Genomic DNA, 26,567 nt, shown 5'->3' with positions numbered 1-26,567 from the left:
TTAACCCCGCCCTAATCGCCGTGCGAGTGCTCAGTACAGGTCGTCTCGTGCGCCTGGTGCCCGGGGTGCTCGAGCTGGATGGTCGAATGCTCGATGCCCATCTCGTGCAGGATCTCCTGCGCCCTATCCAGCACCGGCCCGGTGGAGAAATCGTCGTTGACCACCAGGTGGCAGGTCGCCAGCGCCTCGGTGCCGCTGACCGACCAGACGTGCAGGTCGTGGACGGCGCGCACCCGCGGGATTTCCTCCAACGCCGCGGCGATGTCCGCGACGTCGTAGCCGGCCGGCACTCGGGCCAGCAGCACGGACAAGGAAGCGCCCAGCAGCTTGATGGCGCGCGGGGCGACGATGGCGGCGATCACCAACGAGGCGATCGTGTCGGCGGCGCGCCAGCCGGTGAAGTAGATGATGACGGCGCCCGCGATCACGGCCACCGAGCCCAAGAGATCGGTTAGCACGTGCAGGAACGCGCCCTCGACGTTGAGGGAGGCGCTGCGCTGGCGGTGCAGCACCCAGGCGCTGGCCGCGTTAGCTAGCAGGCCGACGATGGCCACCCCGCCCATCACGTGCGGGTCCACCGCCTGGTCGTTGCCCAGGCGCAGCAGCGCGGAGACCACGATCCACACGGAGACGGCAACAACCGCCACGGCGTTGACCGCGGCGGCAAGGGCCTCCACTCCCCGATAGCCGTACGTCGCCCGAGCCGAGGCCGCCTTGCGGCCAATCACCACGGCAATAACGGCCAGGATGAGGCCGGTGGCATCGGAGAGCATGTGCATGGCGTCGGCCAGCAGCGCCAGCGAGCCGGAAACCACCCCGCCGACAATCTCCGCGAAGAACACCGTGCCCGTGATGGCGAGCGCTGTGACCAGCGCCCGCAGCGGGGTGTTCTGCGCGTCGATGCCGTGCGAGTGGTCGTGGCTGTGCCCACGACTGTGACCGTGGCCGTGCTTTGTCATACTCAATGAGTATAGCCGAAAAACCGGCTATTGAAAATAGATTGAAAATCTAGCGAGCGGTGTCGGTCAGCTCGACCTTAACCCAGCTCATCAGGTCGCGCAGCTGCGCGCCGGTCTTTTCAATCTGGTGGTCGGCGAACTCCTGGCGCAGGCCCTCCAGCTCCTTGTTGCCGCCCTCGACGTTGGCGATCAGGCGCTTGGTAAAGGTTCCATCCTGGATATCGGACAGGATGTCGCGCATGCGCTGCTTGGTGCCTTCGTCGATGACGCGCGGGCCGGACAGGTAGCCGCCGAACTCCGCGGTGTCGGAGACCGAGTAGTTCATGTTGGCGATGCCGCCCTCGAACATCAGGTCCACGATGAGCTTCATCTCGTGCAGGACCTCGAAGTAGGCCATCTCCGGCTCGTAGCCGGCCTCCACCAGGACCTCGAAGCCGGTCTTGATGAGGAACTCCGCGCCACCGCACAGGACGGCCTGCTCACCGAAGAGGTCGGTGACGGTCTCGGCCTCGAAGGTGGTCGGGATGACGCCGGCGCGGGCACCACCGATGGCGGCGGCGTAGGACAGAGCCAGGTCCTGGCCGTTGCCCTTCGGATCCTGCTCGACGGCGATCAGGCAGGGAACGCCCTTGCCGTCCAGGAACTGGCGGCGCACCAGGTGGCCCGGGCCCTTCGGGGCGACCATGCCGACGGTGATGTTCTCGGCCGGCTCAATCAGCTTGAAGTGGATGTTCAGGCCGTGGCCGAAGAAGAGGGCGTCGCCGTCGTGCAGGTGCGGGGCGATCTGGTTGTCGTAGATCTCCTTCTGGGAGGTATCCGGCGCCAGCAGCATGACCAGGTCGGCCCACTCGGCGGCCTCGGCGACGGAGGTCACCCGGAAGCCGGCCTCCTCCGCCTTGACGGCGGACTTGCTGCCGTCGCGCAGGCCGATGGTGACCTCGACGCCGGACTCGCGCAGGTTCTGCGCGTGGGCATGTCCCTGGGAGCCGTAGCCGATGATGGCTACCTTGCGGCCCTGGATGATGGACAGATCGGCGTCGTCGTCGTAGAAGGTCTGGATTGCCATGAGGTATTTACCTACTTTCCAAAAATGATGATGATGGGTGGAAAACTGTGGCCTAAACGGCCAGGGTGATTATTCGTTTATTTGGGTGGGGCCATCGCCTTGGGGCCGCGCGAGAGCGCCACATGTCCAGATTGCACTAGCTCGCGCACTCCGAACGGTTCCAACACGTCCAGCAGCGCTTGCAGCTTGCCGGGGGTGCCGGTGGCCTCCACAACCACGGACTCAGGCGCCACATCGACCACGCGGGCGCGGAAGATGTTGACCGCGTCGACCACCTGGGGCCGGTTTGCGTTGTTCGCTGCGACCTTGACCAACATGATCGCCCGCGCGACCGAGGAATCCTCTTCCAGCTCGACGACCTTGATGACCGGGATGAGTTTGTTGAGCTGCTTGGTAATCTGCTCGATAACAATCTCGTTGGCATCCGCCACGATAGTCAGGCGGTTAATGCCTTCGGTCTCCGTGCGCGCCGAGACGAAGGAGATTATGGAATAGCCGCGGCGGGTAAACATTCCCGCCACGCGGGAGATGATCCCCTCCCCGTCTTGGACGAGCACCGACAGCGTGTGCCGGGTGACATCGGTTGCTGCCATGGTTAACTCTCCTTTCCGGTCGCGTCCAAGTCCTTACTGGACTCTTCCGCGAACAGGGGCCGCAGCCCCTGGACGTATTGGATTTCCTCGTTCGATGCCCCGCCGCCGACCATCGGCCAGACCTGGGCGTCCTCGCCGACGATGAAGTCGATGACGACCGGGCGGTCGTTGATAGCGCGGGCCCGCTCGATAGCCGGGGCGACCTCCTCCTCGCAGGTGACCCGGATGGCTTCGCAACCCAGCGCCTGGGACAGCTGCACGAAGTCCGGCAGGAAGGTGCCGCCCTCGCGCAGCTTGGTGTGCGAGTAGTTGCCGTCGAAAAACAGCGTCTGCCACTGGCGCACCATGCCCAGGTTGCCGTTGTTGATGACCGCCACCTTGATGGGAAAGCCCTCGATGGCCGCGGTCGTCAGCTCTTGGTTGGTCATCTGGAAGCAGCCGTCGCCGTCGATGGCCCAAACCTCGCGGTCCGGGCTGGCGGCCTTGGCGCCCAGGGCGGCGGGCACCGCGTAGCCCATCGTCCCGGCGCCGCCGGAGTTAATCCAGCTGCGCGGGCGCTCGAAGTCGATGAACTGCGCGGCCCACATCTGGTGCTGGCCCACGCCGGAGCAATAGATTGCCTCCGGGCCGGCCAGTTTGCTCAGCTGCTCGAGCACGAACTGCGGGTTGAGCAGGCCGTCCCCGGTCGGCTCCCACCCGCGCGGGTAGCGCTCGCACAGGTCATCCAGGTAAGTACGCCAGCGGTCCAGCTCCGGCAGTTCGGGCTGGCGCGGGCCCTGGAACCCCCGCAGCAGCTGGTGGAGGACCTCGCGGGCATCGCCCACGATGGGGATATCCACCTCGCGGTTCTTCCCAATCTCGGCCGGGTCGACGTCCGCATGGATGACGCGGGCCCCCGGCGCAAACGATGCCGTATCGCCCGTCACCCGGTCATCAAACCGGGCGCCAATGGCGATCAGCAGGTCGGAGCGCTGCATGGCCGCGACCGCCGGCACCGTTCCGTGCATGCCGGGCATGCCCAGGTGCTGCGGGTGCGACTCGGGGAACGCGCCCAGCGCCATCAGCGTGGTGACCACGGGGATGCCGGTGAACTCGGCGAATTCCCGCAGTTCCTTTTCAGCGTTGGCCTTAATAACGCCGCCGCCGACGTAAAGCACCGGCTTGCGGGACTCCGAAATCAGCTGGACCGCCTGGTTGATCTGGCGCGCGTGTGGGCGGGTGACCGGCTTGTAGCCGGGCAGCTCGAGGCGCGTCGGGGCCGTGTAGTCCAACGTGCCGTTTTGCACGTCCTTCGGGATATCGACCAGCACGGGGCCCGGGCGGCCCGTCGACGCCAGGTGGAAGGCGGCGGCGATAGCCCCGGGGATTTCCTCGGGCGTGGCGACGATGAAGTTGTGCTTGGTAATCGGCATCGTGATGCCCCGGATGTCCGCCTCCTGGAAGGCGTCGGTGCCCAACAGGTTGGACCCGACCTGGCCGGTGATGGCGACCACGGGGACGGAATCCAGCATGGCGTCGGCCAGCGGCGTGACCAGGTTGGTCGCGCCCGGGCCGGAGGTAGCGATACACACCCCCACCTGCCCGGAGGCCTGGGCGTAGCCCTCGGCCGCGTGGCCGGCGCCCTGCTCGTGCCGGGTCAGCACGTGGCGCAGGCGGCTCGAATGGGCCAGCGCGTCGTACAACGGGAGCACAGCGCCACCCGGGATGCCGAATACCAGCTCGGTTCCGAGATCCTCTAGCGTGCGGACGATTGCCTCGGCTCCGGTGAGCCTTTCACGAACAGGGGTGCCGGTTCGAGCGGCCACGGAAGCGGGCGTGGGAGTGGGTGAAGCTGCCACGGTAGATTCGCTCCTTTTTGCATTTAAGTGTTGACTGGGTTGACTAGGTTGTCTGGGTTGTTGGTCGTTGTGGTTGGTGATTGTCGGCTACCACCTCCTGGGTGCGAGGCGATGATCATTGCCGGCCGGGGTCTGCCGATACGACAAAGCCCCCGGCGGGAACCTGCCTCTGGTGGTTCCGCGTCGAGGGCGCTTGGCGTATACGACAACAGTTAGCCGCTACGGCGAGCGCCGCTCGGGTACGAGTACTAGCTGAAGTCGAATAATGATCATGTCCTGCATCATACACAGCCGAAAATTTGCGACAACCCCCTTACCCCTAGCCGGGGTTATCTCACGCTTTGAAATTAATTCCGTCACGATTGACCATACAATGAAACGCGTCGCGGGTTTTCCCACGCTAACCCCCGTCCACTAGCATGGATAGCCATGAGCACACCCCAGCGCCGACCTTCCCGTAACAACCGCCCGGCCCGCCCGGAGGAAGCGAATAAAAATCGCACCAACCAGGCACCCGCCGGGACGGCCGAGCAAACCACGGTCTTTCGACCGGAGCGCACCAATCTGCTCGCCATCGTCTTGCTCACCGCCATCGCAATCCTCATCATCTCCTGGAAGCCGCTGGTCTTGGGCTGGCTGCTGATCATCCCCGCGCTGGCCTTCTGGTGGGTGCTGCGGGCGCGCACCACGGTGGGCGAGGCCGGCATCGCCATCCGCTACGCCTTCCGCGGGGATGCCCGGCTGTCCTGGGACGAGTTCGCAGGCATCGGCTTCAAGCGCGCGCACGCCTTCGCCGCGACCCACGCGGGCCGGAAATTCAACCTTCCGGGGGTAACCTTTAATTCACTCCCCGACCTGGCGCGGGCCTCCCGCGGGCGCATCCCGGACGCGCTCAGCGCAGGTAAGAAGGCCGCCGACGACAAGGTCGTGGTCATCCACCGCGACGGGCAGCAGGTTCTCATGTCCAAGGAGGAGTATGCTGCCTACCAAGCCACCGAGGGCGACTCGGCCACCCACACTGAGTCCAACCCCAACTAGGCGCGCGGCCACCCCATCCGCGCACGCGGTACGGCTTTGCCTCTTCTTTCCTGATATCCCCGTGTGCCTGTAGAAAGGTCAAGGCTTTAGACCCCCATGTACCCGCTGCGCTCAAAAACCACCACTGTAGGCCGTCAAGCCGCCGGCGCCCGCGCCCTCTGGCGCGCGACCGGTACCGCCGAGAACGACTTCGGCAAGCCCATCGTGGCCATCGCCAACTCCTTTACCCAGTTCGTGCCCGGCCACGTGCACCTGAAAAACGTCGGTGACATCGTCGCCGAGGCCGTCCGCGCCGCCGGCGGGGTGCCCAAGGAGTTCAACACCATCGCTGTCGACGACGGCATCGCCATGGGCCATTCCGGCATGCTCTACTCGCTGCCCAGCCGCGAGATCATCTCCGACTCCATCGAGTACATGGTCAACGCCCACACCGCCGACGCCCTGGTCTGCATCTCCAACTGCGACAAAATCACCCCGGGCATGCTGAATGCCGCCCTGCGCCTGAACATCCCCACCATCTTCGTCTCCGGCGGGCCGATGGAGGCTGGCAAGGCCGTCGTCGTCGACGGCGTGGCCCACCAGCCCACCGATCTCATCACCGCGATCACGGCCTCGGCCTCCGACGCGGTTTCCGATGCCGCCCTAACCACCGTCGAAGAATCCGCCTGCCCCACCTGCGGCTCCTGCTCCGGCATGTTCACCGCCAACTCCATGAACTGCCTGACCGAGGCCTTGGGCCTGGCCCTGCCCGGCAACGGCACGACCCTGGCCACCCACGCCCAGCGCCGGCGCCTGTTCGAGCAGGCCGGCGAAAAGATCGTCGAGCTGTGCCAGCGCTACTACGGCGAGGAAGACGACCGGATGCTGCCGCGGAGCATCGCCAGCAAGGCCGCGTTCACCAACGCCATGGCGCTGGACATGGCCATGGGCGGCTCCACCAACACGATCCTCCACACGCTGGCCGCCGCCCAGGAAGGCGACGTCGACTTCACCCTGCGCGACATCGAGGCCATCTCCGACCGCGTGCCCTGCCTGTCGAAGGTCGCGCCGAACGGCGTGTGGCACATCGAAGACGTCCACCGCGCCGGCGGCATCCCCGCCATCCTGGGCGAGCTGCGCCGCGCCGGCCACCTCGACACCACCGTCCACACGGTCTGCTACGACGACGCCAACCAGTGGCTCGACGACTGGGACATCCGCGGCGGGAACCACATCCCGGACGCCGAGGAACTCTTCTACGCCGCGCCCGGCGGGGTGCGCACCACCGAGCCCTTCTCGACGTCGAACCGCTGGTCCTCGCTGGATACCGACCAGCAGGACGGCTGCATTCACTCGGCCGAGCACGCCTACTCCGCCGACGGCGGCCTCGTGGTCCTGCGCGGCAACCTGGCCCCCGACGGAGCCGTCATCAAGGCCGCCGGCGTCGAGGAGGAGCTGTGGGGGTTCAGCGGCCCGGCCCGCGTGGTCGAGTCTCAGGAGCAGGCCGTCTCCGCCATCCTCAACAAGGAGGTACAGGCAGGCGAGGTGCTGGTCATCCGCTACGAAGGCCCCTCCGGCGGCCCCGGCATGCAGGAGATGCTCCACCCGACCTCCTTCCTCAAGGGCGCCGGGCTGGGCAAGAAGTGCGCGCTGATCACCGACGGGCGCTTCTCCGGCGGCACCTCGGGGCTGTCCATTGGGCACATCTCGCCCGAGGCCGCCCACGGCGGGCTCATCGGGCTGATCGAAAACGGCGACACCATCCACATCGACGTGCGCTCCCGCCGCCTGGAGCTGGCCGTCGCCGACGATGAGCTGGCCCGCCGCCGCGCCGCCCAGATGGAGCGGGAGCACCCGTTCACCCCGGTGGACCGCAACCGCCCGGTGACCAAGGCGCTGCGCGCCTACGCCGCCCTGGCGACCTCCGCCGACCGCGGCGCCGTCCGCGTGGTCGACGGCCACGTCCACTAGGCCACGTCGATCGCCCCGGGGCGCGGGCGTCTCGCCTAAACTCTCCGGGGTGAATACCCAACGCCGCGTACCGCCACTACTGGCCTATCTCCTCATCGCCGCCGGGCTCCTCGGCGGCATCGGGAAGACCATCGCCCACACCCTGATCACCGACTTCCCCGTCGACATGATCATCTACCGGGAAGGGGTCAAGGCCTTCCTGTCGGGCGGCGAGGTCTACTCGCAGCCGATGTATGCCGGCGACATCGCCCTGCCGTTCATCTACCCTCCCTTCGGCGCCCTAGTGATGGTGCCGCTGGCCGCCTTCGAGTGGATGAGCGACGACCTGGCCGGCGACATCATGATCGTGCTGTCCGACCTGCTGCTGCTCGCGTGCATCTACTTCGTCGCCCGCGCCATCCTGCCGGCGATGGCGCGCCGCAACTTCCTCGCGGTCGTCTTCGTGGTCTGGGCCGTGGTGCTGGGCTTCGAGCCGGTGGAGCTGAACAACGGTTTCGCGCAGATCAACATCGCCGTCATGGCCTTGGTGGTCTTCGACCTCGTGCCGCGCAAGCGCTACCTGCCGCAGGGCTGGCTCATCGGCGTCGCGGCCGCCATCAAGCTGACCCCTGCGGCCATGCTGCTGTATTTCCTGGTCCGCAAGGAAGTCAAGCCGATTGTCACCGCTGCCGTCTCCGGCGTCGTCGCCACGGCCCTGGCGGCGGCCGTGCGCTGGGATGTCTTCGTCGAGTTCTTCTTCGGCAAGATGCTCGCCATGGGTTCCGGCGACGATTTCGGCGTCGGCACCGCCTACCAGTCCAACAGCTCGTGGAAGGGCGTGCTCGAGCGCGCGTTCACCTCCGCCGAGGCCGCCGAGGCCCACGGCACCTTGCTCAACGTCGCCTGGCTGGTGGGCGCCCTAATCATCATCGGCGTCGGCGCCTGGCTCATGCGCAGCCTCCTTAGCCGCGGCCTGGCTATCGATGCCGCCCTCACCGCCTCCGTCGTCATGCTGCTCATCTCTCCGGTGTCTTGGTCGCACCACTGGGTCTGGCTGGCACTCATCCTGCCGGTTCTCGCCTACCGCGCGTGGTCGTGGCGGCACCAGACCTGGGTCGCCGGCAGTCTTATCGCCGTCGTGGCCGCCTGGGCCTTCTGCTTGCTCACGATGCCACCCAAGTGGTGGTTCGGCGACGACATCAACGTCTACGGGCTTAACACCATGCAGAAGTTCCTGGTGAGCGACTTCGTGTGGATGATCATCATCGCCGGCGCCCTCTACGCCTACTGCGCACTGAAACAGCCGCGGCAGGAGTTATCCACAGGCACGCGCACCGAAGTGTGACGGACTCAACTCCCTTCGCGCCAAAGTCGGGGTTATCCACAGGCAGGCGCGTTGACGCGTCATCAAAAATGGCGTTTTTGGGCGAGTTATCCACAGGTTCAGGTTTTTACTTGTCGGGGTTGACGGGCGGGCTTAGCGTGTGAGGCATGACGACGACAGCCATAGACACTTTGAAAGCAGCGCACTCTATCTTCGCGGACGGGATTTCCTACTTGGGCCTGTGCCGCGAGCTGAGACTGCCCGCCCTGAAGGCTGTCATGTCGGACGTTGCCGCGGCCGCCCACTACCGCGCCTGCCAGACCTTCTTCGGACACACCACGTATACGCGCAAGCAAGCCGATGCGAGGAAAGGCGCCGCGGAATCCGGACACCACTTAGATACTTTGCTGGTGTTAGACAACGCCTTCCGCCGGGTGCGACACAAAGGCCACGCCTGGGCCATGCTCATAGAACTCTGCAACACCCCCGGCACCACCAAACAACTCCGCCGCCTTGCCAACCAAAAGGTCCTAGAGCTTAACCGCCCGGCCCCACCGGCCGAAGGCGTGCGCGTGACCCGCTGCAAAGACGGACCGAGTACTTTTTCTATCACCGGCGACCCTGAGCTGGTGGAAAACCTCTGGGCGTCGATTAAGACCATCCCCGACGTGGAAGCCTTGTTCAGCGGCGGGCTGAACAAGCAACCGAAAGCCACCCACGTGGTGATCTCGCTTCCTGATTGGGTGCAAATCCTGTCCGGTGATGGGGATGAGATCACCCTGCAGCTAACCAACGGCACCACCATGACCGGTGCCGAGTACGTCCGCCAATGCTTGCTGGACGCGGGCCTGGCCACCCTGGTGGACCCTAGGCGCGGCCCGGTCAACCACTACCGCTTCCAGCGCCACGCTTCACCGAAGCAGAAGGACATGGCCAAGGCCGAGACCACCACCTGTGCGTGGCCGAACTGCCGCAAGCCGGCCGATGAGTGCCAGGTCCACCACATCCACCCCTGGGCCGATGGCGGCGAGACCAACCAGGAGAATCTCACCTTGTTGTGTGAGTTCCATAATTCGTGGAACGACGACGACCCCGCCTACCCCAGACACGGGCGGGTCAATCGAAGACACGGCAAGGTGACCTGGGACCCGCCCTGGGGCGGCTGACACTGGGGCGGCGGGCATAAATCCCGCCGCGGGGCTGGCATAAAGCCAGCCGAGCCACAAGGAACGGCCAGCCAAATACACTGAAAGGCGCCACGGACCACGTCCGTAGCGCCTACTCGGCGTGCCTTAAGGCCTAGTGCAGCGGATTGACCCCTGCGCCGAACCACCAGATAGCCCCCAGGGCGACCAAGCCCAGGATGATGAAGACCCACGAGGACGCCAGCGGGCGACGCACCCACGAGCGACCAAAGTCCAGCGACATAACACCCGGGCCGGTAAACTGAACGCCCAGAGCGATAACGAACAACACGACCGACAGCCATACCGACTCCGGCCAGTTAAAGACGTTGAGCCCGGCCCCAGAGACAGCGAGGGCGTGCAGAGCGGTGAACCCGGTGACGAGCGTCGCGAGCATCGCCGCGACCGGCGTCAACAGACCCAAGACGAGGAAGGCGCCAGCGACCAACTGGACGACCGGCACACCGATGCCCAGAATGTTGGCCCACGGATAACCCGCGAACTGCTCGGTGACCTCGCTAAGGCCGGCAGAATCGCCGAGCTGCAGTAGCGGGCGCAGCCCCGCCAGGATGAGGTACACGCCCAAGCCGAGGCGGACCAGCAAAAGGCCGAAATCGATGGTGCCACGCTTAGCGGAGGCCGTGGTTTCGGGGGCCTCGGTCGGGTCGGTGGCATCGGCAGCGCCGGCGTAGAGGGGCTGCCCGTCGGCGTCGTACTGCTCGCCGGCCGGGACCTGGGAGGTCGCGGCGTAGTCCGGCTCGTTCGGATCCAGCGCCATGGTCTCCTGCGGCGCGGCGGCCGGCTGGTAGCGAGTGGCAGGCTCGTCGGCGCGGCGCTCGGCGAAGTCGCGATCGGCAAAGGCCTCGGACTCGCGCGGCTCGCGGTCCAGCTGGACGGTCGGATCCGCGGCGGCGGCCGGCGCACCCGTGGCACTGAAGGCGGTGGTCTCAGCCCCCTGGCCTGCCGACCTCACCTCGGGAGCCTCCTCCACACCCGGCTCGGGCGTGGTAGCGCGGGGCTCGATGTTCTGCGGCTGGGCGCGGCCGGCGCGCTCGAAGAGGGAGCTGCGCTTCGGCGCGGGCTTGCTCGGGGCACCTGCCTGGGCGGACTCGCTGGTCTCGCCAGGCTTGGCGGCCTGGCCGAACTCGGTGGTCTCCGGGGCATCGTCGCGCTTTAGGGGACGCGCGGTGCCGCGGCCGGAAGACTGGGAGGGCCCAGTGTAGGTGGGAACGTCGTCAAAGTCATCGCCTAAGGCTCGGGCGTTATCTGGCTTGTTGTTCTGGGTCATAACTGCCAACTTAGGCCAGCTAAGCGTCAGTCTGGACCACCGTTATCGGCGCGCCGCGACATCGTCTGCAAATCGAGCCCCTTTCACCTTTGTTGACACGTCACGCTTTTGGGTACACTAGAGTTATTAGCCAACACCAAGGAGGAACCATGACCGACAAGAACCAGGACTGGGCCGGCGACCCGCACAACGCTTCCCCGGACGGCGAATTCGTCCGCGACACCAACTACATCACCGACCGTTTTGTCGCCGGTATCACCGAGCGCCAGAACAACGACGACGGCACCGTCAGCTGGCCAATGGCCGCCGACCGCTACCGGCTTATCGCCGCCCGCGCCTGCCCGTGGGCGCACCGCTCCGTCATCACGCGCCGCCTGATGGGCCTCGAGGACACCCTCTCGCTAGGCCTGGCCGGCCCGACCCACGACGTGCGCTCCTGGACCTTCGACCTGGATCCCGATGGCGTCGACCCAGTGCTTCGCATCCCCCGCCTGCAGGACGCCTACTTCGCCCGCTTCCCCGACTACCCGCGCGGGATCACGGTACCTGCCATCGTGGAGGTCGCCAGCGGGAAGGTCGTGACGAACGACTACGACAGCATCGTGCGCGATTTCATCACCGGGTGGACCGACTTCCACCGCGCCGGCGCCCCGAACCTCTACCCCGCCGAGCACGCGGCCGAAATCGACGAGCTCAACGAGTACATCTTCCGCAACATCAACAACGGCGTCTACCGCTGCGGCTTCGCCGGCAGCCAGGAGGCCTACGAAAAGGCCTACGCGGACCTCTGGGAGGCCCTCGACTGGGTCGAAGAGCGCCTGGGCCAGCAGCGCTACATGGTCGGCGAGCACCTCACCGAGACCGATATCCGCCTCTTCGTCACGCTGGTGCGCTTCGATCCGGTCTACTACTCGCACTTCAAGTGCTCCCGCCACAAGACTTCCGAGCTGCCGAACATCCGCGGCTACCTGCAGGAGCTTTTCCAGATCCCGGGCTTCGGTGACACCACCGACTTCACCGAGATCAAGCAGCACTATTTCATCGTGCACAAGGAAGTAAACCCCACCCAGGTTGTCCCGGTCGGCCCGGAGATGTCCTGGCTGGCCCAGCCGCACGACCGCGACCGCTTCGGCGGCGCCCCCTTCGCCGAGGGCACCACGCTGCCCGGCGCCCTGCCGAAGGGCGAGGAGCTCAAGAACCCGGAGCCCTTCCAGGAAGAGCTCTTCGGCTAAGCCGCGCTAGGCAACGGGCTAAGCAACTAGCCCCTCCCCGGCGGCGCGCACGACGGAGTCCGTGAGCTCCTCGAGCACCTCGGATTCTAGCCGCCAGCGCTGCCAGTACAGATCGACGTCCAGCGGATCACCGTCGAGCAGCACCACCTGCCCGCTGTCGAGCAGCGGCCGCGCCTGGGCCTCGGCCACCAACCCCCAGCCCAGGCCCGCGCGGACGGCCTCGACGTAGCCCTCGGCCGAGGGAATCTCCGAGATATTAGCCCGGATGACGTGCGAGTCGATGAAGCGTTCCTGCATGGCATCGTCGAGCACTTGGTCGTGCGGGCCGTACATCACCACCGGCATCTGCGTCCACGAAATACCCTCCACCGTCCGATGCCGCCGCGCCAGCCCCGGTGCCGCCACGGCGACCAGCCGCTGCTTGCCCAGGTACGTCGACTCGCAGCCGCTCACCGGCAGCTCCTCGCGGGTTACCGCGCCGAGGACGTCGCCGCGGCGGAGCATCGCCAGCGTGCGAGCCTCGTCCTCAATCAGCAAGCGCAACGATGCCTTGCCCCCGTCGGCCACGTCCTCCAGCACCGGGCGAAACCAGGTCGCCAGCGAGTCGGCGTTCACGGCCACCGACAAGGGGACGCGCGCCAGGCGTTTCTGCAGGCGGGCATTGGTCTCGGCCTGGACCAAGGCCATGCGGCGGGCGGCTTGGACGAGGACTTCGCCGGCATCGGTAGCCATCACCGGCGTGGAGCGCCGCAGCAGGACGCGGCCCGTGCTGGTTTCCAGGGCTTTGACGCGCTGGCTAACCGCGGAGGGTGATACCCCTAACACTCGGGCGGCGCCGTCGAAGCTGCCTTCGTCCACAATTGCCAGCATAGTTTCCAGATGAAGCGGGTTCATGAAGCATAGCTTAACTATATTTAGTCTGATTAACTAGACTTCACTTTCGCGCGGCGGCACACTAGAGATATGTCGATCATCGTAGCTGGCTTCGCCCTGGGTATCTCCCTTATCGTCGCTATCGGGCCCCAGAATGCCCTCCTGCTCAAACAGGGCATTCGCCGCCATGCGATTGGCGTGGTGATTGCTATCTGCGCGGCCAGCGACATCATCATGATTCTCGGCGGCACCGCCGGCGTCGGCTTCTTGGTCGACCGCTTCCCTTGGGCGCTGACCATCCTCAAATACGCGGGCGCGGCCTACCTGGCCTATTTCACCTTCCTGTGCTTCCGCGACGCCCTCACCCCCGACGGCAAGGCCCTCGACGCGGACACGCCGCCCAACAAGACCGAGGAGATCGAATCCTTCGGCACCTCCCCCGACGCCCGCGGCGGCGTGGCCGCCGTGGCCACGAAGACCCGCCGGGTCATCCGCCGCCAGATGCAGGAAAAGACCTGGCTCAAGCCAGCCCTGGCCGCCGTGGCCATCTGCTGGCTCAACCCGGCCGCTTACGTCGACGTGCTCGTCATGTTGGGCGGCGTGGCCAACCAGTACGGCCCCGACGACCGCTGGCTCTTTGCCGGCGGCGCCATCTGCGCCAGCCTCGTCTGGTTCCCTACCATCGGCTACGGCGCGGCCAAGTTCTCCGACGTTCTGGCGCAGCCGAAGGTCTGGCGGGTCATCAACTTCGCCATCGGCTGCATCATGATTGGCCTGACCATCAAGCTGCTGATGCACTAAACGCCCCGCCGGAGAGCTCGTCTCCGCGGGGCGCCGGTCCGGCTTTTAGTTAGTTCTTCTGCTCGCTAGTGGAAGCGTCGGTGCCGGTGGTCTCGGCATCGTCGGCCTCGGGGTCACCGGAGGCGCCGGTTTCCTCGATCCACTGCTTGATTTCTTCCTCGGAGCGGCCTTCCTCAACGTTGTCGCGCTCGGTGTAGTAGCTGACGTCGTTGCGCTTCTCGTCGTACTCCTCGAGGTCGAAATCGACTTCCTCGTCGTTGTCGAGGTCGTCGGTGACCTCGTCGACGATGTCGTTGTAGAGCTCCTCGCGTTCCAGGTTGGAGTCGACCAGCTGCTGGCCGATCTCGTCGTCGTAGCGCGCGGCGTCGTACTCCTTGTCCGGGTGCAGCTTCAGGTGCAGCAGGGCGCGGATGCGCTCGCGGCGCACGCCCTCGTCCTTAATCTGGGACTGGCTGCGGAACCAGGCGAAGACCAGGATGGCCACCATGACAATGCCCATGTAGCCGATGACCGGGTAGACGTAGTTCATCAGGGTCTTGAAGCCGGCGAAGGAGACCCCGAAGCCAGCCAGGCAGCCCGCGACGAAGATGACGCGGTAACGGCCCTCGTGGCCGGCGGACAGGCGCTTACCCAGCGCGTAGAACATGCCGATGGCGGTGTTGAAAATCATCAGGTAGATGATGACGGCCATGATGCCGCCCAGCACGGAGCCCATCTCGTCGACGAGCATCAGCATCGGGATGTCGGAGTCGCCGATCTTGTCGGCGTTCATCAGCAGGGAGAAGCCCGCCATGCCCATCATGATGAAGTAGATGACGCCGCCAATGATGCCGCCCAGGCCGGCCTCGCGCGGGCTGATGTTGTCGCCGCCGATGACCAGCGACATGGACACGGCCAGCATCAGGGCCAGGCCGTTGTAGTTCAGGGCAGAAACCAGCCAGTTGCCGATAGGCGAATCAATCTGGCCGGAGTGCTCCATGGCCAGGGTGACGTCCTCGGGCATGCTGAACAGCGTGTAGATGAAGACCAGGATGACCGCGATGATGATGGTCGGGGTCAGCGCGCCGATGACCTTGGAAACCTTGTCGACGTCCAGCATGCCGCACACCAGCACGAGGATGAGCATCAGCAGGGAGCCGACCCAGGCCGGCCAGCCGAACTGCTGCTCCATGTTGGAGCCGGCGCCGGCGAGCATCACGAAGCCGATTGCGAACAGGGTGATGACCACCGCGATATCCAGCAGCTTGGAAACAATCGGGTGGGTCACGCGGCGGAAGACGGTGTTGTGCTCCGAGGCGTGGAAGTAGCTACCCAGCTGCAGGAAGACGGTGCCAGCCAGCGTCATGATGATGCCGGCGACGATGATGCCCCACACGCCGTTGGCGCCGAAGGAGGTGAAGTATTGCACGATCTCCTGGCCCGTCGCGAAGCCGGCGCCAACCAGCAGGCCGACGAAGGCCAAGGCGATGCTCATTGATTTGGTAATAGACACAACTTTCCTAGTTCTGCTAGACAATGATCAAGTCTCAAGCGCGCACCCGACGGCCAGGGGCCCTGCCAGAAAGCGGCGGGCCCAGCCAGCCTCAGCCCGCCGCGGCCCGAGGGAGCAAGCATACAACTCAACCTCCGGCGCAGCGGATTGGCGCGCGCTGTCGTCCCAAAGCATAACGCACCTGTCCGCGCCGCCTGGTGTGCACTGTAGCTAGTCCACCCCTACCTGTGAGACACCTAACGCTTGGCTGGGACTTTCGGCAGGAAAGGCCCCGGAATACGCCAAAGAACCGCGGATATCATTTTGATAACATCCGCGGGTCCTGGCTGATAACTGTGCGGTCTAGTTGAGCTTCTCCGCGATCAACTTGTTGACCTGGCCCGGGTCAGCCTTGCCCTGGGTGGCCTTCATGACTGCGCCCACGATGGCGCCGGTGACCTTCTTGTTGCCGGCCCGGTACTTCTCCACGATGTCCGGGTTGGCGGCCAAGGCGTCGTCGACGGCCTTCTCGATGGCGCCGTCGTCGCGGACGACCTCCAGGCCGCGCGCGGCGACGACCTCGTCGACGTCGCCCTCGCCAGCCAGCACGCCGTCGACGGCCTGGCGAGCCAGCTTGGTGGTCAGCTTGCCCTCGGCCACCAGGGCGCACACGCGGGCGACCTGCTGCGGGCTAATCGACAGATCGGCCAGGGCCACTCCCTGTTCGTTGGCCTTGCCGGAGAGGTAGGCCACCCACCAGGAGCGGGCATCGGAGGCCGGGGCGCCAGCCTCGACGGTGTCGACGATGAGGTCGAGGGCGCCGGCGTTGACCAGGTCGCGCATCTCCTCATCCGTCAGGCCCCACTCCTTCTGGATGCGGGCGCGGCGGACCCACGGCAGCTCCGGCAGCGTGGCGCGGATTTCCTCGACCCACTCGCGCGGGGCGATGACCGGCGGCAGGTCCGGGTCGTTGAAGTAACGGTAGTCCTCGGCGGTCTCCTTGGGGCGCCCCTTGGAGGTGGTGCCGTCGGCCTCCTGGTAGTGGCGGGTCTCCTGGACGATCTCGCCGCCGTCCTCGATGACCTGGGCCTGGCGCTGCATCTCAAAGCGCACGGCCTGCTCGACGGACTTCAGCGAGTTGATGTTCTTGGTCTCTGTGCGTGTACCAAACTCCTCCTGGCCGATGGGGCGCAGGGACAGGTTGGAGTCCACGCGCATGGAGCCCTGGTCCATGCGGGCATCGGACACGCCCAGGGCGGCGACCAGGTCGCGCAGGGCGGAGACGTAGGCCTTGGCGACCTCGGGGGCGCGCTCGCCGGCGCCGATGATCGGCTTGGTAACGATCTCGATCAGCGGGATGCCGGCACGGTTGCAGTCCACCAGGGACTTCGTCGCGCCGTGGATGCGGCCGTCGGCGCCGCCCAGGTGGGTCAGCTTGCCGGTGTCTTCCTCCATGTGGGCGCGCTCGATCTCGACGCGCCACTCAGTGCCGTCCTCGAGCTGGACGTCCAGGTAGCCGTCGTACGCGATGGGCTCGTCGTACTGGGAGATCTGGTAGTTCTTCGGCTGGTCCGGGTAGAAGTAGTTCTTCCGGGCGAACCGGGAGGACTCCGCGATGGAGCAGTTCAGCGCCAGCCCAATCTTGATGGCCCATTCCACGCCCTTGGCGTTAACGACCGGCAGCGCGCCCGGCAGCCCCAGGGACACCGGGTCCACGTTGCTGTTCGGAGCGGCGCTGAAATTGGTGGCCGAGGTGGAAAACATCTTGGTTTCGGTATCCAACTCGACATGCACTTCCATGCCCATGACGGGTTCAAACTTTTCCAAGACCTCATCGAAGTCCATCAGGTCATACATCGCAGCAGTCATGCGTGCCATCTTAGTACGTTATTTTTCTTCGCCGGCAACTGGTCTTTTTTGCCTATGCTGGGGCGCATGGATACCCCGAATAGCGTCGGCTCGGACCTCGTCAATGCCCCCTTGGTCAACGTCGTCTATTGCCGCAACTTACCCACCGCGAAAGACTTAGCCGCCGCCGTCCGCGACACCTTCGGCGACCAGCTCAGCCCGCTGGAGCCCGGCCCGAACCCGCAGCTGCAGGTGGCCCAGGCCCGCGACTGCACCATCACCTTCAAGCTTATCGATGCCGCCCCCGACCTTTCCGAGGTCGAGCCCCACCCGGAGCTCAACGACGGCTCGGTCGACGTGTCCAGCGCCACCAGCTACGTACTCGTCACGGTCTTCCCCGACAACGCGCACCTCGAGCGCGGCAAGAAATACCGGGAGGACCGCCTGCGCCAGCTCAACATGCTGTCGGTGGCCACCCTCGCCGCGCTTAAAACCCCGGGCGCGCTCGCGGCCTTGGTGCCGCGGGCCGGGGTGACCATTAGCGCGCCGCGCTTTATCCAGCTGGCCGATAGCGGCGAGCTGGCGATGACGGCCGCGGGCGTGTGGGTACGCCCCTCCGAGGACGCCGATCGCTGGTACGCCTACTCCGTCGGGCTCATCCAGGCCGGCCACCCGGAGGTGCAGATTCGCAACGCGCCCGGGGATCCCAACGATTTCTACGCGGTACTGCGCGGGCTCGTTTCTTATGTGCTGGACGGCAACACCGTCCGCGCGGGCGACTCCCTGACCATCGCCGAGGACCGGCCGGCCATCACCGTGGCCGAGGACAGCTGGGTCGTGGACCCGCAGCTGCCGGCGCTGCGCCTCGACGTCGCGTAGGCGCTTACCCTACCGCGGGCCCGCGCTAGCCGAAGAGCGCCTTGGCGGTGGCGTAGCGGGCGGGCGGGACGACCTTGAGCTCGCCGACGGCATCGGCAAGCGGGACCAGCTCAATCTTTTCCCCGTGCAGGGCCACGCACTGGCCGGACTTGCCGGCGTGGGCGGCGCGGGCCGCGTGGACGCCGTAGCGCGTGGCCAGCACGCGGTCGTAGGCGGTCGGGGTGCCGCCGCGCTGGATGTGACCGAGCACCGTGGTGCGCACGTCGTAGCCGGTGCGGCGCTTGATTTCGTCGCCGATAACCTGGCCGATGCCGTTGAAGGTCTGGTGCCCGAACTGGTCGGTATCACCCTCGGTAAATTCCATGGTCCCCTCCTTCGGGAGGGCGCCTTCGGCCACGCAGATGATCCCGTACTTCTCCCCCATCTGGAAGCGGCGCTCCATGGCCTTGGTGATTTCGGCGATGTCGAAGGGTTCTTCCGGGATGACGGTGTAGTGCGCGCCGCCAGCCATGCCCGCGTGCAGCGCGATCCAACCAACGTGGCGTCCCATGACCTCCACGATGAGGATGCGGTTGTGGGACTCGGCGGTGGTGTGCAGGCGGTCGATGGCGTCGGTGGCCACGGAAACGGCCGTGTCGAAGCCGAAAGTAAAGTCGGTGGCGTTGACGTCGTTGTCGATAGTCTTCGGCACGCCGATGACAGGGATACCGTTGTCCGCCAGCCACTGCGCGCCTTTTAGGGTGCCCTCGCCGCCGATGGCGATGAGCGCGTCGACGCCGGCGTCGGCGAGGTTTTCCTTAATTTGGCCCAGGCCGGCCTTGAACTTGTCCGGGTGCAGGCGGCCGGTGCCCAGGATGGTGCCGCCGCGCAGGAGGATGCGGTCAATCTCGGCGTCGTCGTAGAGGTCGCGCCGGCGGTCTTCCATAAGCCCTACCCAGCCGTCTTCGTATCCGACCACCGTGTCGCCGAATTCGCTAGAGGCGGTGCGCACCACGGCGCGGATTACTGCATTCAGCCCGGGGCAGTCGCCGCCGGAGGTCAAGGTGGCAAGTCGCATGCTAACCAGCTTAACGCCTCTTGGCCTCCGCTGCCCCGCCGTGCAACGTATCCCGGAAGAAGCTGACCGTCACCAGGCCCGCGGCCAGCGCCGCGATGATCGCCCAGAGGGAGTGCGCCAGACCGGCGCCCAGGCCGAAGGCGGCCTGCCCGGCCTGCATGGCCGCCGAGACCACCGCCACGCCGATCACCGAACCGACCTGCCGGGCGGTGTTGTAGGCGCCGGAGGCGGCCCCCATGAGCGTGGGCGGCAGGTCGCGCATGGCGGTCGCGGAGTTGGTCCCCCAGATAAACGACTGACCCAGGCCCAGTAGCCCCAGCGGCAGGGCCAGCCACGCGGCCGCGTGCCCGCCAAGCATCACCCACCACGCAAGGACGAAGGATCCGAGCGAGACCGCGAATCCGAACTGCGACAGCGCCCGCGGGTGCAGCTTGTCCACCAGGATGCCGGCGAACGGGGTCACCAGCATGGAGACCACCGCCATGGGCACCACGATGAGCCCGGCCTGGTTGGCCGGCAGGTCCTGCACGTCCTGCATCCACATCATCATCGGCAGCATCATGGCCGCGGCCATAAAGCCCATGGTGGAGATGGAGGCCACGCCCAGGCTGTAGTTGCGGTCGGCAAAGAGCGCGGGCGGGATGAGCGGCTCGGTGCCGCGCTGGCCGGCCGTGGCCTGCAGGCGGGCGAAGACGATAAGCCCGGCGATGCCGGCCGCCAGTAGGGCCCAGACCCACCAGCGCCAGCCGAGCTCGGGGCCCTGCTGGACGGCGAAGACGATGGCGGCCATGGCGACGAGGGAGACGGCGGCGGAGGTGGCATCGATAGCCCGGGCGACCGTCGGCAGCTTCGGCACCCAGCGGGTGGCCAGGATGATGGCGGCCGCCGCAAAGGGCAGGTGGAGCCAGAAAACGCCGTGCCAGCCGACCAGGCTGACCACCAGCCCGCCGGCCACGGGGCCGGTCAGCGAGGCCAGCGAGCCGACGATGCCCCACACGCCGAGTGCGCGGCCGCGGCGCTCGCGGGCGAAAACGCGGTTGATAACGGACATCGTCTGCGGCATCTGGATCGCGGCGCCCAAGCCTTGGACGGCGCGGGCGGCGATGAGCCATTCGATGCTGGGCGAGAGCGCGCACAGCAGCGCGCCGACGGCGAAGAGCCCCACGCCGAGGCGGAACATCAGCCGCTGGCCGTAGATATCGCCCAGGCGGCCGGTAAACAGCAGGGGGACCACGACGGCCAGCAGGTAGATGGACGAGACCCACATCGTCTGGTTGATGGTTGCTCCCATGTCTGCGGCGATGGCCGGCAGCGCCACGGCCACCATGGTCTGGTCCAGCAGGGAGATGAAAAACCCGAGGCTCAGCGCGATCATCGCGCGCCACGCCTGCGGTTCGGGCAACACCGTCGATGCCGCGGGCTGCTGCGGGGTTCTATCACGCGTCATGGACAACGAGTCTAGCCCTCCGGGCAGGCCGGCTTCCGAAACTGTTTACCGCGGGTCGCCGGGCGGACTAGGGTGGTGGCATGGGAATGATTGATATCAAGAAGCCAGAAAACGTCAGCACCGCCACGACGGTCACCCTGGGCCTTATCGGCGGTTGGGTCACGGCCAAGGAGACGGGCGTGCGCCCGCTGGGCGGCGTCATCCTGGGCGCCGCTGGCCTGTGGGCGGGCCGCTCCTGGGCGGCCAAGACGAATGCCGCCACCACCGCCGGCCTGTCGGCGCTCTACCTGGGCGCATTCGGCGCCTCGCACCCGCTGGCCAAGAAGATCGGCGCCTGGCCGTCCGTCCTGGCCGTGACCGCCGCGACCGCCGGCGCCGCCTACGCTCTCTCGGACGCCAAGTAGCCGAGAGGAACGCTTCTGCGCGGTCGGATTAGCTAATCCGCCGCGCCTTTTCTTCGGCTTCCATCGCCGCGACGAATTCGCCCTTGGTGGACTGCCACAGGTCCTCGGTCATGCCGAGGCGCCAGTAGCCGGAGATGGACACGTCGGCCTTATCGACGCCGTTTTCCTTGAACAGGAAGCGGCGCAGGTCCTTAATCATCTCGGCCACGCCGTGGATGAACCAGCTGGTGCGGCCAGCCGGGATGCCGTGGTTGCGGACCGCGGCGGCCAGCGGCGCGCCCGGGGTCGCGCCGTTGCGGTAGACCCACTGGACGGTCGCCCCCGGGCGCTCGGGCATCTCGATCTCGTGGCCGGGGGCCTCGACCTCGACGAAGGCGGTCGCCTGCGCGCCCGCCGGCAGCTTCTCTAGGGCGGCGGCGACGGCCGGGGCGGCCGACTCGTCGCCGGCCAGGACGAAGGTGTCGTAGCCGGGCTCGGGCTTCCACTTGCCACCGGGGCCGGCGAACCCGAACTCGTGGCCCACCTCGACGTCGCGGGCCCAGGGGCCGGCGAGGCCGGCATCGCCGTGCAGGACGAAGTCGACCTCGCACTCCCCCGTCTGCGTGTCGACGCTGCGCAGGGTATAGGTGCGCGTGACCGGGCGCAGGTGCCGCGGCTGGTTGGCGCGGGCCTCGGCTAGGTCGAAGGGCCAGGCGTAGTCCGCGCCCTCGGGCACGAAGAGGATCTTGATGTAGTGATCCGTCTTGTCGAGGTCCTGGCCCACCAGGTCCGGCGCGGAGATAGTCAGGCGCACCATGTCGGGGGAAATCTGGCGCTTAGCGGTGACGGTGGCGCCGTGCGCCTTGCGCTTCGGCTTGCGCGGCGCCGGCGCCTGGCCCGCGGCCGCGGCGGCCTTTTCCTCGCGTCGGCGCAGCTTGGCCGCCCGCTTTTCTTCCTTGCGGGCACGGCGGGAATCGTAGTGGGCGTGGTCCTGCCCGGCCTGGAAACCGCGCTCGAAGCCGCTGTCAAAGCCGGCCCCGAAGCCTTGGGTAAAGCCGGCCTGAAAACCGGCACGGTACGGGTCGTCAGGGATGTATGCAGAATTCTCGCTCATTTGGGTAAGGCTACCCTACAGAAATTTTTCTCGCTAGGGCCCAATAGTCACCAGCTGCGCAGTCTGGTCAGCGAGATCACCACCGGCCGCGAGACACGACTGTGCCGCGAGTCACACTATAGGCTGGGGCGCGCACCACCCATTCAACCCCAAGGAGTGATTTCCATGTCCAGCACCGGTAGCGTCAGCGCCTCCCCCAACGGCCTGTTGATGGCCCTCATCCAGTACCCCGTCCCCGTGGTCAACCACCCCGACGACGTGCAGCGCAACGTCGACGAGATTTGCCGCATGGTAGCCAGCACCAAGGCCGGCTACCCGGAGCTCGACCTCATTGTCTTCCCCGAGTACTCCTCGTCCGGACTCAACACCAAGATCTGGTCCTACGACGAGTTCCTCATCGGCCTCGACGACCCCAAGGTCGAGCAGTACAAGGCCGCCTGCCGCGACAACGACGTCTGGGGCGTGTTCTCTATCATGGAGCCCAATCACGAGGAGGGCAAGCCGCCGTTTAACACCGCCATCATGATCGACAACACCGGCGAGATTGCCCTGCACTACCGCAAGCTGCAGCCCTGGACCCCGATCGAGCCCTGGTACCCGGGCGACCTCGGCATGCCAGTGGCCGACGGCCCGAAGGGCTCCAAGATTGCCCTGAACATCTGCCACGACGGCATGTTCCCGGAGCTGGCCCGCGAGGCCGCCTACAAGGGCGCGAACGTCTACATTCGCATCTCCGGCTACTCCACCCAGACCCAGGACTCCTGGATCATGACCAACCGTTCCAACGCCTACCAGAACCTCATGTTCACCGCGTCGGTGAACCTGGCCGGCTACGACGGCACCTTCTACTACTTCGGCGAGGGCAACGTCTGCAACTACGACGGCGGCATGATTTCCGAGGGCCACCGCAACCCGGGCGAAATCGTTACCGCGGAGATCTACCCCGCGCTCGCCGACCAGGCCCGCCAGAACTGGGCGCTGGAGAACAACATCTACAACCTAGGCAACCGCGGCTACGTCGGCTACCCCGGCGGCAAGACTGAAAACTACCTGACCTGGGTCCGCGACCTAGCCAACGGCGAATACAAGCTGCCGTGGGACGACAAGGTCCGCATCAAGGACGGCTGGAAGTACTACCCGGATGGCCCTCAGCTAGGCCCGCTGCCGGACGAGTACAAATAAGGTGACGAACCCTAGTAAGGGCTAGCCTTCCCCGGACAAACACTTGACCCCTCCCGCAAGCGCGGGAGGGGTCAAATTGAGGAATTACGCGGCGGGACTGTCAATATCCGCGTCTGAAGAACGCCTTAGGCCGTGGCACCTGCCGGACCAGTCTGGTCGGCGGTGGTGTCCGGCTGGACGACGCCTTCGTCGTCTACGTTAGCAGTCTCGGCACCGGTGTTCCCAGCCTGGGATGCATCCTGGTTCACTTCTGCCCCCGGGACAGGGGTCTGGTCACTTGCCGCGCCCTCAGCTTCCGGAGCGGTCGCCGGGGCGCTTGCCTCCGGCTGGGTGGAAGCGTCCGGGCCCACCGGCTGGGTAGCCGGGGCGGCGTTGCCACCCTCCTCGGTCTGGGCGGGCTTGAACTCGATGGCGTCGTCTCCGGCGGCCAGGGCCAGAGTGGAGTTATCGAGCTGGTAGATGGCCGGCTTGGACTCGAGAATCTTGGTGATGGCGGCGGCATCGGCCATCGCGGCCGGCTCGCAGGCCATCTGGGTCGAGGTGATGGTGCCGACCTCGAGGGCACCCTCGGAGTCGAAGCTGTACTCGGCGTTGCCGCCGTTGCAGCCGTCCTCGAAGCTCAAGGTGCCGTCGTCCTGCAGCGTGATGCTGACGGCATCCGGCTTGACGGTGGAGACCAGCTTGCCGGAGATGGTCTCGTTGCCGCCCTTCGGCTGCAGCTTGGTGGCCCCCTCCGGCAGGGTGGTCACCAGCTCGGACTTTGCTTCCTCGCCGCCCTCGGACGGGGTGGCGGTGGCGGCATCGCCGGAAGTAGCGGCCGCTGCGGACTCAGTGGACTCGGTCGTCTCGCTGCCGGCGGCAGTCGAGGCGGCCTCACTGTTGGAGCTCAAGCCCAGCAGCTGCTCGAGCAGCTCCGGGGTCACGACGCTGGACAGCTGGTCCACGCCGGAAGTTTCTTGGTCAGGTTCTGGAGAATCGGTGGGCGCGGCCAGTGCTGCCGGGGCCGACAGGGCAAGGCCGGCGGCCACGGCGGTCGAAGCGGTCAGGGTCTTGATTTTCTTGGAAACCATGGTCCATAACCTACCGTCACAATCGTCACACGCAACCCATCCGATACAAAAAGAAGGTTCCCCGTATAGAAAAAACAGGGAACCTTCAGGAAACGGCGGCGGCTAGTTCGCCGAGTCGCGGCCGGCCTCGTAGGCGGCGCCGACCTTGTACAGGCGGTCGTCGGCAAAGGCCGGGGCCATGATCTGCAAGCCGGTCGGCAGTCCGGAGTCGCTGGCCATGCCGGACGGCACGGACATGCCGCACAGGCCCGCCAGGTTCAGCGGCAGGGTGCACAGGTCGAAGTTGTACATGGCCATCGGGTCTTCGACCTTCTCCCCCAGCTTGAACGCCGTGGTCGGGGTGGTCGGTGAGACCAGCACGTCGACCTGCTCGAAGGCCTTGGCGAAGTCCTGGGCGATCAGGGTGCGCACGCGCTGGGCCTGCAGGTAGTAGGCGTCGTAGTAGCCCACGGACAGCGCGTAGGTACCCAGCATGATGCGGCGCTTGACCTCGGGCCCGAAGCCCTCGGCGCGGGACATGCTCATGACCTGCTCGGCGGAGTGGGTGCCGTCGTCGCCGACGCGCAGGCCGTAACGCATGCCGTCGAAACGGGCCAGGTTAGACGAGACCTCGCAGGGCATGATCAGGTAGTAAGCGGCCAGGGCGTCGTCGAAGTGCGGGCAGTCGATCTCGACGGTCTCGGCGCCCTGGGCGACCAGCTGGTCCACGGCCTGGTGGTAGGCCTCCATTACGCCGGGCTGCCAGCCGTCGCGCTCGAACTGCTTGATGAGACCGACCTTGACGCCGCTGAGATCGCCCTGCGCGCCCTCGCGGGCGGCGGCGACTACGTCAGCGACCGGCTTGTCCACGCTGGTGGCATCGAAGGCGTCGTGGCCGGCAATGACCTCGTGCAGCAGCGCAGTGTCCAGGACGGTGCGTGCGCACGGGCCCGCCTGGTCCAGGGAGGAGGCCGCGGCGATGAGACCGTAGCGGGAGACGGTGCCGTAGGTCGGCTTCACGCCGACGGTGTTGGTCAGGGCGGCCGGCTGGCGGATGGAACCGCCGGTATCGGTGCCGATGCCCAGCGGGGCCTGGCCGGCGGCCAGCGCCGCGCTGGTGCCGCCGCCGGAACCGCCCGGGGTGCGCTCGGTGTCGTAGGGGTTATGCACCGGGCCGTAGGCGGAGTTCTCGCTGGACGAGCCCATGGCGAATTCATCCAGGTTGGTCTTGCCCAGGATCGGGATGCCGGCCTCGCGCAGCTTGGTGACCACGGTGGCATCGTAGGGCGAGATCCAGCCCTCGAGCATCTTGGAGGCCGCGGTGGTCGGGGCATCGGTAGTAGTCAGCAGGTCCTTCAGCGCCAGCGGGACGCCGGCCAGGGCCGAGGCCGGCTGCTCACCGGCGTCAAGGGCCTTATCGACGGCATCGGCGGCCGCCAGCGCTTCCTCCGCGCCGACGTGGAGGAAGGCGTTGAGCTCGTCGTTGGTCTCGGCGATGCGATCAAGGAAGGCCTGCGTGACCTCGCGGGAGGAAAGCTCCCGGGAGTGGATCTTGTCCGCCAGCTCGGCGGCGCTCAGAGAGGTAATCCCCTCGTTCGGGGCAATAAAGGTGCTCATTTACTCTCCTCCCAGAATCTGCGGAACCGCGAAACGATCGTCCTCTGCGGCCGGGGCCTGATCCAGCGCCTGCTCGGCGTTCAGGGTCCGCACCACCTTGTCCTCGCGCATGGTGGCGTTCAGCGAGTGCGGGTGGCTCATCGGCTCGACGCCGTCGGTGTCCACCTTGCCCACCGCGGAGACCGAGTCCACGATTTCATCAATCTGGCTAGCAAACTGTTCGAGCTCTTCCTCGCTCAAGGCCAAGCGGGAAAGCTTAGCCAGGTGCGCGACCTCGTCACGCGAAATCTCAGACACGCGAACTCCATCCCTTCTTCTTGCGCGCCGCCCACACTGGCCTGGCCTACCCAGCAGGCAGGCGACCAGGCTCCCGGGCCGGCGCACGGTAGTGTTTA

General features: G+C 66.4%; 23 protein-coding genes. 9 read left to right on the top strand and 14 right to left on the bottom strand.

All coding sequences use genetic code 11. The features are described from left to right. Window positions 1-11 precede the first annotated feature (11 nt). The 4 genes from VVR85_RS04355 to VVR85_RS04340 form a co-directional block, all read right to left on the bottom strand. Window positions 12-959 (bottom strand): cation diffusion facilitator family transporter, encoded by a 948-nt coding sequence (locus tag VVR85_RS04355; RefSeq protein WP_368519724.1) that lies wholly within the window; start codon window positions 957-959, stop codon window positions 12-14. A gap of 49 nt (window positions 960-1,008) precedes the next feature. After that, complete coding sequence (ilvC, locus tag VVR85_RS04350; RefSeq protein WP_368519723.1) at window positions 1,009-2,025, bottom strand: ketol-acid reductoisomerase; 1,017 nt, start codon at window positions 2,023-2,025, stop codon at window positions 1,009-1,011. A gap of 77 nt (window positions 2,026-2,102) precedes the next feature. After that, the gene (ilvN, locus tag VVR85_RS04345; protein ID WP_368519722.1) at window positions 2,103-2,618 is read right to left on the bottom strand and encodes an acetolactate synthase small subunit; all 516 of its coding nucleotides are present in this window, start codon (window positions 2,616-2,618) and stop codon (window positions 2,103-2,105) included. A 2-nt stretch (window positions 2,619-2,620) separates the two neighbouring features. Continuing rightward, window positions 2,621-4,456 (bottom strand): acetolactate synthase large subunit, encoded by a 1,836-nt coding sequence (locus VVR85_RS04340; RefSeq protein WP_368519721.1) that lies wholly within the window; start codon window positions 4,454-4,456, stop codon window positions 2,621-2,623. A gap of 429 nt (window positions 4,457-4,885) precedes the next feature. Here VVR85_RS04340 and VVR85_RS04335 point away from each other — a divergent pair, with 429 nt between their 5' ends. The 4 genes from VVR85_RS04335 to VVR85_RS04320 all read left to right on the top strand — a co-directional run bounded on the left by VVR85_RS04335 (window position 4,886) and on the right by VVR85_RS04320 (window position 9,913). Next, the gene (locus tag VVR85_RS04335) at window positions 4,886-5,494 is read left to right on the top strand and encodes a PH domain-containing protein (protein WP_368519720.1); all 609 of its coding nucleotides are present in this window, start codon (window positions 4,886-4,888) and stop codon (window positions 5,492-5,494) included. A 96-nt stretch (window positions 5,495-5,590) separates the two neighbouring features. Next, a complete protein-coding gene (ilvD, locus tag VVR85_RS04330; RefSeq protein WP_368519719.1) occupies window positions 5,591-7,444 on the top strand; it encodes a dihydroxy-acid dehydratase in 1,854 nt (617 codons plus the stop codon). 49 nt (window positions 7,445-7,493) lie between these two features. Beyond that, complete coding sequence (locus tag VVR85_RS04325) at window positions 7,494-8,768, top strand: glycosyltransferase 87 family protein (protein ID WP_368519718.1); 1,275 nt, start codon at window positions 7,494-7,496, stop codon at window positions 8,766-8,768. Window positions 8,769-8,914: 146 nt separating this feature from the next. Continuing rightward, window positions 8,915-9,913, top strand: a complete 999-nt coding sequence (locus tag VVR85_RS04320) for an HNH endonuclease signature motif containing protein (protein WP_368519717.1) — start codon at window positions 8,915-8,917, stop codon at window positions 9,911-9,913. A gap of 133 nt (window positions 9,914-10,046) precedes the next feature. Here the strand turns inward: VVR85_RS04320 and VVR85_RS04315 are convergent, their stop codons facing one another. Beyond that, a complete protein-coding gene (locus VVR85_RS04315) occupies window positions 10,047-11,219 on the bottom strand; it encodes a DoxX family membrane protein (protein ID WP_368519716.1) in 1,173 nt (390 codons plus the stop codon). 149 nt (window positions 11,220-11,368) lie between these two features. On the opposite strand from VVR85_RS04315, the gene VVR85_RS04310 reads away from it, so the two are divergent. Beyond that, on the top strand, window positions 11,369-12,451 hold the full coding sequence (locus tag VVR85_RS04310) for a glutathione S-transferase family protein (RefSeq protein ID WP_368519715.1): 1,083 nt from the start codon (window positions 11,369-11,371) through the stop codon (window positions 12,449-12,451). An 18-nt stretch (window positions 12,452-12,469) separates the two neighbouring features. Here the strand turns inward: VVR85_RS04310 and VVR85_RS04305 are convergent, their stop codons facing one another. Next, on the bottom strand, window positions 12,470-13,345 hold the full coding sequence (locus VVR85_RS04305) for a LysR family transcriptional regulator ArgP (protein ID WP_368519714.1): 876 nt from the start codon (window positions 13,343-13,345) through the stop codon (window positions 12,470-12,472). A gap of 69 nt (window positions 13,346-13,414) precedes the next feature. Between VVR85_RS04305 and VVR85_RS04300 the strand changes: the two genes are divergently transcribed. After that, entirely contained in the window at window positions 13,415-14,125 is a 711-nt protein-coding gene (locus VVR85_RS04300; protein WP_368519713.1) for a LysE/ArgO family amino acid transporter, read from the top strand. Between the two features lie 49 nt (window positions 14,126-14,174). Here the strand turns inward: VVR85_RS04300 and VVR85_RS04295 are convergent, their stop codons facing one another. Beyond that, complete coding sequence (locus VVR85_RS04295; protein WP_368519712.1) at window positions 14,175-15,599, bottom strand: hypothetical protein; 1,425 nt, start codon at window positions 15,597-15,599, stop codon at window positions 14,175-14,177. A gap of 360 nt (window positions 15,600-15,959) precedes the next feature. Further along, the gene (gatB, locus tag VVR85_RS04290; protein ID WP_368519711.1) at window positions 15,960-17,465 is read right to left on the bottom strand and encodes an Asp-tRNA(Asn)/Glu-tRNA(Gln) amidotransferase subunit GatB; all 1,506 of its coding nucleotides are present in this window, start codon (window positions 17,463-17,465) and stop codon (window positions 15,960-15,962) included. Between the two features lie 66 nt (window positions 17,466-17,531). Here gatB and VVR85_RS04285 point away from each other — a divergent pair, with 66 nt between their 5' ends. Next, the gene (locus VVR85_RS04285) at window positions 17,532-18,323 is read left to right on the top strand and encodes a DUF4261 domain-containing protein (protein ID WP_368519710.1); all 792 of its coding nucleotides are present in this window, start codon (window positions 17,532-17,534) and stop codon (window positions 18,321-18,323) included. Window positions 18,324-18,348: 25 nt separating this feature from the next. On the opposite strand, the gene VVR85_RS04280 is transcribed toward VVR85_RS04285, so the two are convergent. Both VVR85_RS04280 and VVR85_RS04275 read right to left on the bottom strand, forming a co-directional pair. Beyond that, the gene (locus tag VVR85_RS04280; RefSeq protein ID WP_368519709.1) at window positions 18,349-19,380 is read right to left on the bottom strand and encodes an ATP-dependent 6-phosphofructokinase; all 1,032 of its coding nucleotides are present in this window, start codon (window positions 19,378-19,380) and stop codon (window positions 18,349-18,351) included. Between the two features lie 10 nt (window positions 19,381-19,390). Continuing rightward, window positions 19,391-20,827, bottom strand: coding sequence for an MFS transporter (locus VVR85_RS04275; protein ID WP_368519708.1), 1,437 nt, complete (start codon window positions 20,825-20,827; stop codon window positions 19,391-19,393). Between the two features lie 80 nt (window positions 20,828-20,907). Between VVR85_RS04275 and VVR85_RS04270 the strand changes: the two genes are divergently transcribed. Beyond that, on the top strand, window positions 20,908-21,231 hold the full coding sequence (locus VVR85_RS04270) for a hypothetical protein (RefSeq protein WP_290225952.1): 324 nt from the start codon (window positions 20,908-20,910) through the stop codon (window positions 21,229-21,231). 28 nt (window positions 21,232-21,259) lie between these two features. Here the strand turns inward: VVR85_RS04270 and VVR85_RS04265 are convergent, their stop codons facing one another. Continuing rightward, on the bottom strand, window positions 21,260-22,324 hold the full coding sequence (locus VVR85_RS04265) for an SIP domain-containing protein (protein ID WP_368519707.1): 1,065 nt from the start codon (window positions 22,322-22,324) through the stop codon (window positions 21,260-21,262). A gap of 165 nt (window positions 22,325-22,489) precedes the next feature. Here VVR85_RS04265 and VVR85_RS04260 point away from each other — a divergent pair, with 165 nt between their 5' ends. Then, window positions 22,490-23,506 (top strand): formamidase, encoded by a 1,017-nt coding sequence (locus VVR85_RS04260; RefSeq protein WP_368519706.1) that lies wholly within the window; start codon window positions 22,490-22,492, stop codon window positions 23,504-23,506. Window positions 23,507-23,631: 125 nt separating this feature from the next. Here the strand turns inward: VVR85_RS04260 and VVR85_RS04255 are convergent, their stop codons facing one another. The 3 genes from VVR85_RS04255 to gatC all read right to left on the bottom strand — a co-directional run bounded on the left by VVR85_RS04255 (window position 23,632) and on the right by gatC (window position 26,469). Next, window positions 23,632-24,576, bottom strand: a complete 945-nt coding sequence (locus VVR85_RS04255) for an META domain-containing protein (RefSeq protein ID WP_368519705.1) — start codon at window positions 24,574-24,576, stop codon at window positions 23,632-23,634. 102 nt (window positions 24,577-24,678) lie between these two features. Beyond that, window positions 24,679-26,172: an Asp-tRNA(Asn)/Glu-tRNA(Gln) amidotransferase subunit GatA gene (gene gatA, locus VVR85_RS04250; protein ID WP_368519704.1), complete on the bottom strand. Its 1,494-nt coding sequence runs from the start codon at window positions 26,170-26,172 to the stop codon at window positions 24,679-24,681. Beyond that, window positions 26,173-26,469 carry an Asp-tRNA(Asn)/Glu-tRNA(Gln) amidotransferase subunit GatC gene (gatC, locus tag VVR85_RS04245; RefSeq protein ID WP_368519703.1) on the bottom strand — a complete coding sequence of 99 codons (297 nt, stop codon included), beginning with the start codon at window positions 26,467-26,469 and terminating at the stop codon, window positions 26,173-26,175. Window positions 26,470-26,567 lie beyond the last annotated feature (98 nt).

The sequence above is a fragment of the Corynebacterium sp. LK2590 genome (assembly GCF_040946105.1).
Lineage (GTDB): Bacteria > Actinomycetota > Actinomycetes > Mycobacteriales > Mycobacteriaceae > Corynebacterium.
The sequence above is the reverse complement of the archived record's forward strand: the minus strand, read 5'-3'. Positions and strand labels throughout refer to the sequence as shown.